The sequence below is a fragment of the Agrobacterium sp. ST15.13.013 genome, assembly GCF_027956525.1.
Classification (GTDB): domain Bacteria; phylum Pseudomonadota; class Alphaproteobacteria; order Rhizobiales; family Rhizobiaceae; genus Agrobacterium; species Agrobacterium salinitolerans.
Window position 1 is genome coordinate 66,587 of record NZ_JAQKGP010000023.1, and the last position, 11,089, is coordinate 77,675.

Genomic DNA, 11,089 nt, shown 5'->3' on the forward strand with positions numbered 1-11,089 from the left:
TTCAAGCCTGAATCAAGGCAATGCCCCTGTTCTTGAACCCCAGCGTCACATTGCTCGCTGCCGGCAGGCTGGTCTCCACGGCATGGTCGACAATGAAAAGCGTACCGATATCGGTTTCCACCTCATATTCGACGTGACCGCCGAGGTAGGCGCTGTGCAGCACCCGGCCAGCAAGGCCCGGCCCGCCAAGCTGTCCGATGGAAATCGAGCCGGGACGCACAGCAAGTTTCGCCGGGCCGGGTTTTGCGTTGCGCGCCGAAACCCGATGATCGATGCTGCCAACGCGGATCAGTGCGTCCGAACCCTCAATGCTGATCACTTCGCAGCCGACAACATTCGCCTCGCCCATGAAATCGGCGATGAAGGCGGAGGCCGGGGCTTCGTAAAGATCGCGTGGCGCACCCGACTGAGCGATCTCGCCATCCTTCATCACGATGATCCGGTCGGAAACAGCCAGCGCCTCATCCTGATCATGCGTCACATAGACGGCAGTAAAGCCAAGCCGCTGCTGCAATTCGCGGATTTCCGTGCGGACCCGGCGGCGAAGGCGGGCATCGAGGTTGGAAAGCGGCTCATCGAGCAGCAGAACCTGCGGCTCGAGCACCAGAGCGCGGGCGACCGCGACACGCTGCTGCTGCCCGCCGGAAAGTTCGGCGGGCAGGCGATGCCCCATGCCGGCAAGGCCGACAAGCTTCAAACCCTCTTCCGCCTTTTCCCGCGCTTCCGCCTTGCGCAGCCCGGAGGATTGCAGGCCGTAGGCAACATTGTCGAGCGCCGTCATATGCGGGAAAAGCGCATAGGACTGGAAGACCATCGAGACATCGCGCTCATTGGCAGGCAGCATGGTCACATCCTTGTCGCCGATGAGGATACGGCCCGAGGTCGGATGCTCGAGGCCCGCCAGCATGCGCAGCGTCGTCGTCTTGCCGCAGCCGGAGGGACCGAGCAGCGTCACCAGCGTGCCGGGCTCAATGGTGAGCGACAGGTCGGGAATGGCGGTGAAGGCGCCGAAGGTCTTGCGGACATTCTGAAAGGTGACGGAGCCGGGCTTTACGGAAATCATGCGGTTTTCTCCTGGGCAAGAGGAACGGAGGAAGCGGAGGGCAGGCCGGCGACGCGGTTTTCACGCCGCAGGCGACGCTCGCCGACAATGAGCTGGAAGCCTGTGATGACGGTGATCATCACCACGATCAGCATGGAGGAATAGGCGATCGCCACCCCATATTCACCGTTCTCGACAAGGCCGACGATATAGGAGGTCGCCATGTTGTATTCGGCGCTGACGAGGAAGATGACAGCGCTGATGGAGGTGATGGCGCGCACGAAGGAATAGACCAGCGCGGCCGTGATTGCGGGTCTCAAGAGCGGCAGGATGACCTTGCGGATGGTGCGGAAACTATTGGCCCGCAGCGTCAGCGAGGCCTCGTCGAGGCTCTTGTCGAGCTGGCTCATCGCCGCAATGCCGCCGCGCACGCCGACCGGCATGTTGCGGAACACGAAGCAAGCGATGAGGATGAGTGCCGATCCCGTCATTTCCACCGGCGGCAGGTTGAAGGCCATGATGTAGCTGACGCCGATGACCGTGCCGGGAATGGCAAAGCTCATCATTAGCGCGAATTCGAAGAGGTTCCGCCCGGCAAATTTCTGCCGCACGATGATATAGGCGGTCAAAAGACCGACGGCGGCGGTCAGCGGTGCGGAAACCAATGCGATCTTCATGGTCGTCCAGAACGAATTCCAGGCAACGCCTGTCCAGGCAATCGAGCCATTGGAGAAGCTGATGGAAAAGGCGCGGACGTAGTGGTCTAGGGTCAGGGAATTGTCGAGACCCCAGGTCTTCACGAAACCGCCCACAAGGATCATGCCATAAACAACGATGGTGAAGACCATCCACGGCACGACGACAGCGTGGACGCCGATGGACAGGCCACGCGGAAGCGCGATATGCGCGCCGCTGTCACCCTTGCCCGTCACCGTCGCAAAATTCTTGCCCGCCAGCCAGAAGCGCTGGGCAAGGAAGGCCGAAAGCGTGAAGCACAGCAGGATGATCGCCAGAACCGCAGCGCGGGACGGATCGTTCTGTGAGCCGACGACGGCAAAGAAGATTTCCGTCGACAACACGCCATGCGTGCCGCCGAGCACCAGCGGATTGCCAAAATCCGCCATGCTCTCGATGAAGCCGATCAGGAAGGCATTGGCGAGACCGGGCTTCATCAACGGCAGAGACACCCGCCAGAAGGTGCGCCAGCGGTCGGCGCGCAACGTCTGAGAGGCTTCTTCCATTGACGGGCTGACGCCTTCGACCACGCCGATCAGCACCAGAAACGAGATGGGCGTGAAGGACAGAACCTGTGCGATCCAGATGCCGGTCATGCCGTAAAGCCAGCGGCCCGGTTCTATGCCGAAGAGGTAAGAAAGCCATTCGGTGACAACACCGGCACGGCCGAAAAGCAGCGTCAACGCGAGTCCGATGACGAAAGGCGGCGTGATGATCGGCAGAACGGTGAGAAGGCGCAGGCCCTTCTTGAAAGGAAAGCGCGTGCGGGTGGCGATCAGAGCAAAGCCGAGACCGAGCACGGTCGAACCGAAAGCCGTCATCAGGGCAAGAAACAGCGTGCGCCAGGCAACGCCGCAACGCTCTTCCCCCGTAACGCAGCCAAGGCTCCAGATGCCGGGATCCTGAATATTGCGAATAAAACCATCGGCATTGAAGGAGCCGTCGAAATCCTGAACGGACGCGATCAGCATGCTGCCGATCGGATAGAAGACAAAAACCGCGACGAGGAAGACCAGAACAGAAATGGCGGCGACGACAAAGGCGTCGCCTTTCATGACTCCGCGTTCTGCAAGCCCGAAGGCAAAGAGAAGCACGAAGACAAGCGACATGACGACGGCGCCGGCGCCCATGGAGGGTTGGCCGTCGGCAAGCATGCCGAAGAGGTTTTCGCTCGCCGTCCAGGTCCAGCCGCTGAAGCCGATCGCCAGCCCCTGCAAGGCGAGGAAAAAGAGACCGGCGCCGCCGATGAAGGCAAGCAACCCGCCACGCCGCATTGGATCACGCATCGGCCGAACAAGGCACGCGGCAAGGAAAAAGAGGACGATGCCGACGAGCCATGGTTTTCCATAGGACAATATTTGCAGCACACCGGGCGCATCGCTGGCCGAAGAGAAAAATCCGGACAGCCAGCGGAAGCTGAAAAAGCCGCCTTCGATGCGATACCAGGGGAGAAGAATGAGGGCAAAAGCCCCGAGCGCCAGGACGATGTCCAGCCTGCGATTGCCACGTGTCATGGCCGACCTCGCTTGTTTCATGCCGATGAAAGAGTGGCGGACACCCCGGCTTAAAAAGCCGGGATGCCTGTCGCCTGAGTTCAGATCAGTGGTTCAGATCAGTTTGCGATCGCACCGACTTCGCGGTCCCAACGCTCCAGCAACGACTTGCGCTTGGCCGGATCGCCATAGGTTTTGAAGTCATAGTCGATGAGCTTGATATCCTCGAACTTCGGCGCTTCCTTCGGCACTTCCGCCGTCTTGTTGGAGGGAAGCTGGAAGGACTTGGCGTCCTTCATGCGCGACTGGACTTCGGGCTTCAGCGCCCAGTCGTACCAGATCTTCGCATTGTCGAGATTGCGGGCGCCCTTGATGATCGACATCGAGCCGATCTCGTAGCCCGTGCCTTCGCACGGCGCGATGGACTTGACCGGAAAGCCTTCCGCCGTCTGCGCCACCGCATCGTGCATGAAGACGATGCCAAGCGCCGTTTCTCCGCGCGCCGCCGCCTTGACCGGCGCAGAACCCGACTTGGTATATTGCGAGATATTGGCGTTAAGCTTCTTCAGATAATCAATCGCCTGATCCTCGCCCATGATCTGCACGAGCGACGCGAGCGCCGTATAGGCGGTGCCGGACGAATTAGGATTGGCGATCTGGATTTCGCCCTTCAGCTCCGGCGCCAGCAGGTCGGCCCAGCACTTCGGCTCCTTGTAACCCTTGGACTTGAAGATTTCGGTATTGTAGCCCCAGCCAAGTGCACCGGCATAAACGCCGACAGTCTTGTAACCGGTGCTTTCCGCCTGCTTCACGGCCCAGTCCTGCAACTGGTCCAGCATCGGCGACTTGTATTCGAGCGTCAGGTTTTCGGATGCCGCCTGCATATGCGGATCGCCGGTGCCGGCCCACCAGATGTCTGTCTTCGGATTGCGGGCTTCCGCGCGAATCTTGGCGTAGGTCTCGCCTGAAGACAGGCGCACCATATTGACCTTGATGTCATGCGTCTTTTCGAAATCGCCCTTCATCTGCTCGCAGATGACGACATCGGCCGAGCAGATCAGGTTGAGTTCGCCCGCCGCCTGCGCGGAAACGGCGCTGAGTGCCGTGCCGGCAAAAAGCAGGGTGGAAAATATCGTCAGTCGCATGGTTATCCTCCTGTAGCTTGCGTCTGAATTCTTGGGCCGCGCGCAGACATGGCGCTGCCGGTCGCGGCGTCTTGCAGCACGCGCTGTCTCTTCGGGATGTTGGTTTTGGCCCTACTGGGTCTGGGTGGGGTGGATTTCGCTGTCGAAGCGGCTCAATAACCGACTTCGCTCTTCCGGCTGTCCGAAGGTGGCGAAATCGTAATCCACCATCTTGATCATCGATATGTCAGGTGCGGTCAGCGGCAATGTCGCCCGGGCATTGGAAGGCACCTGGTTCTGGCCGGCCTGGGCCCCGGTCGCCTGCCCTTCCGGGCTCAGCGCAAATTCCACGAAATCCTGTGCAAGGGCCGAATTGCGATTGCCCTTGACGATGCTCACAGCCCCGATTTCATAACCGGTGCCCTCGCACGGCGCGACGATGACCAGCGGAAAACCTTCGATCTTCTGGGTCACGGCATCATGCATGAAGGAAATCCCGATCATGATCTCGCCCCGCGCCGCCGCTTTGACGGGCGCAGCGCCCACCTTGGTATAGCTCACGACATTCTGGTTGAGTTTCGCCATGAAACCGAAAGCCTCCTCCTCGCCAAACAGCTGGACGAGGGTGGCCAGCATGGTGAAGGCCGTACCGGAATAGTTCGGATTGCCGGTCAGGATATGGCCGCGATAGACATCCTTCGCCAGGTCCTTCCAGCAGGTCGGCGCTGGCAGATTGTTCTTCGCAAGCATTTCCGAATTATAGGCAAAACCCAGCGCGCCAGCATAAATTCCCGCAGACCGCGATCCCGACATTACCGAGAAATTCTGCGCCCAGGGCAACAAATCCTGCTGGTGGACGGGCCGGTATTCATCCAGCAACCCTTCCGAGCCGGCCTGCAAATGGGTGTCGCCGGTACCGCCCCACCAGACATCGACAGTGGGATGGGATCGTTCGGCGCGAATCTGGTCGAGGATTTCACCGGTGCTCTTTCGCACCATCGAAATCTCGAGACCGGTCTTGGCTTCGAAAGCCTGCTTCATGGTCAAACACCAGGCCTCGTCGACGCCGCACAGGACGTTCAACTTCGGCTCGGCCATGCCATGCCCTGCGCCGCACAGCCATAGGACCATGCTCGCCGCAAGTGCGGTCAATGCTTTCAATTAAGCCTCCCTGCCTGGAACCTCCCCGTTCCAGTCTCCACCAACAGCATGTCACATCCAGCCCGCACCGCAATCGAAGAATGGTTACCAATCTTTCACCGCACCGCCGAACAAGATTACAGATATTACATTTATGACAGCAGCGATAACCAGCGAGCCTTTGAAGATCGCCGCTGCCATGCCTATGATGGTGATGGGAGGAAAGTGCAGTGCTTAATCAGAAGGTTCGCATTCTGATCGTCGAGGACGATCCGGATATGGCCGAGCTCATCTCGGACCTCATTGAGGCGGAGGGCTGGCTGCCCACCTGCGCGCGCTCCGCCGAGGAGGCGGACGAGATATTGGCGCGCGAAAGGATGCAGCTTGTGCTCGTCGATCACAATCTGCCCGGCACGTCCGGACGCACCTTCGCCCAGCGGCTGCGCAGCCAGATCGACATCGGTATCGTCATGGTCACCGCCGCCGGCAGCGCCGCTGACCGGGTTCTCGGTCTGGAAACGGCCGCCGACGATTATGTTGTCAAACCCTTCGAACCGATCGAACTCACCGCCCGGATCAAGGCCGTCCTGCGGCGAACGATCCCTTCGCTGAAACAGGACAAGGACAGCGATCAAGGGCGCGGGGCGCTGTGCCTTGGCGACTGGGCGATCGATCTCGACGCCCGCCGGGCGGTCTGCCTGAGTGATCATAGCCGAACGCTGACGACTGCGGAATTCGCGCTGCTGGAAATACTGGCGCAAACACCCAACCAGCCCGTCAGCCGCTCCCAGATCCTCGACAGGCTGGGTTCGGAAAGCGACCGCTATATCGACCGAAATGTCGACGTGCTGGTTTTGCGGCTCAGGCGCAAGATCGAGATAAACCCCGACCTGCCGCGCCACATCAAGACGCGGCGCGGCAAGGGTTATGTCCTGCATACCGACGAGGGCGAGCTTTCCCCGTGATCAGCCGCTCCTTCCTGTCCTCCATCGCCTTCCGCCTGCCCTTTGCGATCGTCTTTACCTGCCTCCTCGTCTTCAGCCTTTCCGCCATCGCCATTTATGGTCTGCAGCGCGCCCGCGATGAAATGGCGGCTTATGGGTTGCAGGCCTTCTCCAGTCTCGCCAAGGCGTCGCTGGTCTCGCGTCAGGTCTCCGATCTCGTCTCCAGCGCACCGTTTCTGATGAACGCCGCCTCACCCTACCGCGTTTCCAGCGAAAGCCGCTCGGTGGTCCAGCAGGTCGATATTTTGCTCGAAATGACAGGATCGGGCGGCGGCGAACGGATTACCCGCGGCTTTGCCAGCGAACGCATCGTTGAACTCCTCCAGATTATCCGGGAACAGACGCTCGATCTTGCGAAGGATGCCGATGCGGCACAGGGCCATAAAGCGGAAGCGGCAGCAGCACTCGGCGAAATCGCCACCGGTCAGGGCATCCTAGATCCGGAACTGCGCCGGCGAATGAACGGCATCGTGCAGGCCGCATCCGCATCCGACAGCCTCTTCCAGCTTGGTGAACTGCGCCGCCGTTACGTGGCGGAAACAACAGCGCGCCAACAGGGCTATCCCGGCGAACGCCTGCCCGTGTCCGAGCTGCACCCCTATGAGCGGGTCTTCGAGGCCCAGAGCCGCTACCTCCTGGAAATGTTCGCCATCCGTGCCTCGGTGTCCCGTCTTCACACCGTGTCGCGCGATCTTTCCCACGCAACCGAGACCCAGGGCGATGCGGTTGCGCGCAGGCTGAACGAAGACCTGATTTCGACCTCCGATGCTCTCAACCGACTGTTGATCATTGTCGCCGTCGCCTCGCTTCTGGTTCTCATCGTGGCGATCTTCTCGATCCGCTCAGTGATGCGTGTCTCGCGCGGGATAGTGACGCTCTCCAACGGCATGAATGCCCTTGCGAAAGGAAATAAGGATGTCGGCCCGCCCTCGTATACTGGTCCCGAGACGGAGTTGATCCGGCTGCTCGATGCGTTTCGCGCCTTCCATGACAGCGTCGACCGCGTCTCGCGCCTCAGGCGCACGGCGGAAGCGGCAGCCCGGACCATCCGCTCGACATTCCGCACCATGAATGAGGGAATAGCACTCTTCGATCCGGCCGGCAGGCCCATCACCATGAACCGCCGCATCATCGAACTCGTCGGACGCTCCGGCTCATCGCGAAAACTGCCGCTTCGCCGGTTTGTCGAGCCGATCCCGGAAATCGACCCGGCCCTGCTACCCTTCGAGGCAGAGCGGGGAGAACTGCTCGACCGCGCAGTCCTGCGCCACCGCACTGACGATCAGCGGGTGATCGAAGTATCGATGTCGCGCCAGCCGGACGGCGGCATCGTGCTGCTCGCCCGCGATGTGACCGCGCTCGATCGCCAGGAAGCGGAAGCCGTCAAAGCCCAGAGACTTGATGGCATCATGCGCATGACCCACCAGGTCAGCCATGAGGTGGGCAACATGATCGGCATCATCACCGGCAGCCTCGGTCTTCTGGAGCGGGAGGCCGGTTTCAACGACCGCCAGAAGCGGCACATCGCCCGCATCCGCAAGGCGGCGGATCGCGGCCGCTCTCTGGCCAGCAGCATGCTTACCATCGGCAGCCAGCAACCGATACATCCAAGCGTCATCAATGTCGCCAGCCTGCTGCGCGGCATGGCCGATATTCTCGAAATCGCTGTCGGCCCCAAATGCCGGATCGCGCTCCATATCGATGACGATCTTCCCTCGATACCGCTGGACCCGGCCCTTTTCGAACAATCCATCCTCAATCTCTGCCTGAACGCCGCAGCCGCCATGCCCGATGGCGGCCTGATTTCAATCGAGGCCGCTTCGGGCAAAGATTCGCTGGTGATCGCCGTCGCCGACGAGGGCATCGGCATGACGCCGGAGGCCGTGGACAAGGCCTTCGAGCCCTATTTCACCACGCGGGGCGACCATGGCGGCGCAGGTCTCGGCCTCGCCATGGTCTACGGTTTCGTGCGCCAGAGCGGCGGCGAAGCGCATATCACTTCCAGACCCGGCGAAGGCGCAAGGGTTGAACTGACCTTCCCGGCAAATGCCGGCCACACCTAGCGGGCAAGCTGTGCGGATTCGATCGAATCCGCCAGTATCTCCAGCCCGAGATCGATTTCCGGCTCCGATACCGTCAACGCCGGCGCAATGCGGAAGACGCCGCCCATGCCGGGCAGCTTGACGATGTTCATGCTGAGGCCACGCAACATCGCCTCCTGCATGATGCGTGCACCGAGTTCGAAACCCGGGGCTTTCGTATGCCGGTCGGCGACGACTTCAAGTCCGAGTAAAAGCCCGCGCCCGCGCACGTCACCAACGCATTCGAAGCGCTGCTGCAACGAGAGCAACCCCTGCTTCAAACGGTTTCCGCGGGCAATCGCCTGTTCCACCAGCCCATCGCGTGCCACCACATCGAGAACCGTCACGCCGACAGCCGCCGGCAGGGGATCGGAAACATGGGTCGTATAGAACAGGAAACCCCTCTCGAAGGCCTTCTGTTCGACCTCCGCGCTCGTCATCACCGCCGCAAGCGGCAGGCCAGCGCCGAGTGTCTTCGACAGCGTCATGATATCGGGGGTCACACGATCGCGCTGGAAGGCGAACATATGCCCGGTTCGGCCAACACCGGTCTGGGCTTCATCGAGGATGAGCAGCATGCCGCGCTCCTCGCACTTTTTCTTTAGCGCAGCGAGATAGCCGACCGGCAGTTCGAGGATACCGCCACTCGACAGGATCGGTTCGGCAATGAAGGCGGCAAGATTGCCGGTCGACTGGCGATCGATCAGTTCGAAGGCATCGTCGAGTTCCGCTTGCCAGTCATTCGATCCATCGGGATTCTTGAAGCGCGGACGATAGGCGTTCGGCGCGGGAATAACGAGTGAGCCAGCCGTGGCAGGGCCATAGCCCCTGCGGCCGGCACTATAGGTAGCGGAGGCCGCAGCGCCCGTCATGCCGTGCCAACTCTGCGCGAAAGCGACGATTTCATGCCCGCCGGTCACGAGCTTCGCCATGCGGATCGCCGCCTCGTTGGACTCAGCCCCGGTGGTCAGCAATTGCACACGATCGAGACCAGGCGCAAGCGCCGCCAGCCGCGCCGCCAAGTCGACGACCGGGCGAGACAACATGCCCGAGAATAGATGCGCGACCGATGCCATCTGCCGGTTGACGGTGGCGACGATATCCGGATGGGTATGCCCGAGCAACGCGCTCATCTGGCCGGAGGTGAAATCGAGAATGGCGCGCCCATCCGCATCATAGACAAAACTTCCCTCAGCCCGCTCGACGATGATCTCCTCGAAGGCCGGTCCGTAGCGGGTCAGATGTTTATTGGCGGCCTCCCAGAAAGCCGGTTCGTCATTGAGCGAGGCGAAGGTCTTCGCAGGCTTGTCCATGGCACATTCCCCAAAAGTTTATCTTGCGGAAACATAACCACCCATTGCCCCCTCAGTCCAATTGATAGTATTATACTCCGGTATCGATAATCTTGATATCGCCATGCTCGATCTCACCCTGCTGAAGAACTTCATCATCGTCGCTCGCGCCAGCTCCATCAGTGTCGCCGCAATGCAGATTGGCCGCACCCAATCTGCGCTCAGCACGCAGATGCAGCGGCTGGAAGGGCTGGTAGGCCATATCCTGCTGCAGCGAACGGGTTCTGGAGTGCGTGTAACCGCAGCGGGAGAGAGACTGCTTGCCCATGCCAGCGCCCTGCTTGCCCGGCATGACGAAATCCTTGCCGATATGGGCCAGGCGACGCTGCAGGGAACCGTCAGCCTTGGCTGCCCTGAAGATTATTCCATTGCCTTCCTGCCGGAACTGCTAAGAGGCTTCTTCGGCACCTACCCTAAAATCGACCTGCGCATGGTCTGTGCGCCCACGACGGAATTGCGTCCCCTCCTGCAGCGCCGCCAGATCGACATGGCCCTGGTTTCGCAATCCGATCCGGATCACCGCGATGTGCTCCGCAGGGAAAGTTTCGTCTGGGTGGCGGACAGGCCTGAGCCGGATCTCCTCGCCAAGGATGTGCTGCCGCTCGCACTCTCCGCGCCCGTGACGCTGGATCACCGCGCGGCGTGCGCCGCCATGGAAACCGCCAATCGCCGCTACCGCGTCGCCTTCGCCAGCAACAGCCTTTCCGGCCTCATCGCAATCGCGCGTTCCGGCCACGCCATCAGCGTGCTGACAAGGACAGCCGTTCCAGCCGACCTTCATATCGTCAAAAACGGGCTACCACCCCTACCGACGATCGGCATTGCCATCGAGTTTGCCGACGCGCAGACATCTTCAGCAGCCAGGGCGCTGGGTAACCACATCCGCACCGTTCTTCCGGATCTCAGCCTTTAGCCTGGAGCGTTCCCGCAACCCGCATATCCGGCTTTTCCACCATCTCAGGTGACAAAAGGCAGGAAATCGGGCCGATCATTGCAGGCGCAGACCTGAAGTGTTTTCAGTAAGCGGCAAGCTGACCCCATCTGGCGTCAGTAGCGCGAGCTCAGCTATTGCGTAATGACTATTCACCAGCTGTGAGCTTCTATGTCTGCGCCTATCT

The 11,089-nt window shown here is 60.9% G+C and carries 8 protein-coding genes; 3 read left to right on the forward strand and 5 right to left on the reverse strand.

Translation table 11 applies throughout. The features are described 5' to 3' along the window. Position 1 precedes the first annotated feature (1 nt). The 4 genes from PL597_RS20605 to PL597_RS20620 form a co-directional block, all read right to left on the reverse strand. Entirely contained in the window at positions 2 to 1,063 is a 1,062-nt protein-coding gene (locus PL597_RS20605) for an ABC transporter ATP-binding protein (protein ID WP_271366153.1), read from the reverse strand. Then, complete coding sequence (locus tag PL597_RS20610) at positions 1,060 to 3,291, reverse strand: ABC transporter permease (RefSeq protein ID WP_269835152.1); 2,232 nt, start codon at positions 3,289 to 3,291, stop codon at positions 1,060 to 1,062. Before PL597_RS20610 ends, PL597_RS20605 begins: the two co-directional genes overlap by 4 nt. A gap of 98 nt (positions 3,292 to 3,389) precedes the next feature. After that, the gene (locus tag PL597_RS20615; protein ID WP_271366155.1) at positions 3,390 to 4,415 is read right to left on the reverse strand and encodes an ABC transporter substrate-binding protein; all 1,026 of its coding nucleotides are present in this window, start codon (positions 4,413 to 4,415) and stop codon (positions 3,390 to 3,392) included. A 111-nt stretch (positions 4,416 to 4,526) separates the two neighbouring features. Then, complete coding sequence (locus tag PL597_RS20620) at positions 4,527 to 5,525, reverse strand: ABC transporter substrate-binding protein (protein ID WP_271366160.1); 999 nt, start codon at positions 5,523 to 5,525, stop codon at positions 4,527 to 4,529. Positions 5,526 to 5,764: 239 nt separating this feature from the next. On the opposite strand from PL597_RS20620, the gene PL597_RS20625 reads away from it, so the two are divergent. Both PL597_RS20625 and PL597_RS20630 read left to right on the forward strand, forming a co-directional pair. Beyond that, positions 5,765 to 6,499 (forward strand): response regulator transcription factor, encoded by a 735-nt coding sequence (locus PL597_RS20625; protein WP_137410927.1) that lies wholly within the window; start codon positions 5,765 to 5,767, stop codon positions 6,497 to 6,499. Continuing rightward, positions 6,496 to 8,601: a sensor histidine kinase gene (locus PL597_RS20630; protein WP_137410928.1), complete on the forward strand. Its 2,106-nt coding sequence runs from the start codon at positions 6,496 to 6,498 to the stop codon at positions 8,599 to 8,601. Before PL597_RS20625 ends, PL597_RS20630 begins: the two co-directional genes overlap by 4 nt. On the opposite strand, the gene PL597_RS20635 is transcribed toward PL597_RS20630, so the two are convergent. Continuing rightward, a complete protein-coding gene (locus PL597_RS20635) occupies positions 8,598 to 9,932 on the reverse strand; it encodes an aspartate aminotransferase family protein (RefSeq protein WP_137410929.1) in 1,335 nt (444 codons plus the stop codon). The two genes, PL597_RS20630 and PL597_RS20635, sit on opposite strands and share 4 nt — an antisense overlap. A gap of 103 nt (positions 9,933 to 10,035) precedes the next feature. Between PL597_RS20635 and PL597_RS20640 the strand changes: the two genes are divergently transcribed. After that, positions 10,036 to 10,884: a LysR family transcriptional regulator gene (locus tag PL597_RS20640; protein ID WP_271366157.1), complete on the forward strand. Its 849-nt coding sequence runs from the start codon at positions 10,036 to 10,038 to the stop codon at positions 10,882 to 10,884. Positions 10,885 to 11,089: the final 205 nt, after the last annotated feature.